1 pseudogene is annotated in these 1051 nt (G+C 41.0%); it reads left to right on the top strand.

Annotated features, from left to right (window positions below):
* Positions 1-1051: pseudogene (locus ACFIM6_RS09905) on the top strand (hypothetical protein); the annotation flags it as partial.

The raw sequence follows: 1051 nt of genomic DNA, 5'->3' as shown, positions 1-1051 counted from the left end.
ATTGAAGGTATTGATACGAATTTCAAGAATGTGAATAACAACCTAACGAATAAGTTTAATGAACTTACTGAAAACATTACGAATATTACTCAGGAAGTTCAAGGCGATGCGCTGTTGTGGGATAAGGACGCAGAGGCGTTTGTAGCGACGCATGGGGACAATAAAGAGAACAGCAAGCTTACATCACTTGCAGCTGGCTCTATAGTATCAGGCTCGAGTGATGCGATTACGGGTGGACAGATTTATGATCTGCAAAAACAGTTTGCTGGCTATTTTGGTGGTGGTGCTGGTTATAATGAGAAAGGCGAATGGCAAGATCCGGATTTCCAAATTCAGACTTTCAGCAATGATGGTACGAAAGGTGATAAGAAGAGCAGTAATAATGTTGCAGGTGCGTTTAATAACATTAATGACAGCATGAGCACTATCAACGCTCGTATTAAGGAAGTTTCAGAAGGATTTGCACAAGATTCTTTATCATGGAGCAAGGCTGAAGGTGCTTTTGTCGCCTTGCATGGAGAAAAAGATGGTGAGAAGACACACAGCAAAATCACATCACTTGCAAATGGTGATATTACTGCTAGCTCAAGCGATGCTGTAACAGGAAATCAGCTATATGCTCTAGGTAACAGTGTTGCGCAGTCTTTAGGTGGTGATGCTAGTTATGCAGGTGGCGCTTGGACGGCTCCAAGTTTCAAAGTTAAGATTGTTAATGAGGATGGTACTAAAGTTGAAGAGAAGAAGTATGATACTGTATCGGAAGCATTTGCTGGTGTAGGAACATCTTTTGAGAATCTTCAAAAAGAGTTTACTCAAAACAACACGGAGGTTACTGAAAATATTAAGCAGAATGCGTTGTTGTGGAGTGATTCTGAAAAGGCGTTTGTAGCAACACATGGAGAGGGTGATGAGAAAGGCAACAGTAAAATTAAGTTTCTTTCCAATGGAGAGGTTTCTGCAAGCTCAAGTGAAGCGGTCAATGGTTCTCAGCTTTTTGATACGAATAAGACTGTTGCAACTTATTTAGGTGGTGGCGCTGAATATAAGGAAG

The sequence above is a fragment of the Bartonella sp. AA9NXGY genome (genome assembly GCF_042196845.1).
Lineage (GTDB): Bacteria > Pseudomonadota > Alphaproteobacteria > Rhizobiales > Rhizobiaceae > Bartonella.
This window is presented reverse-complemented; position numbering and strand designations above follow the sequence as displayed.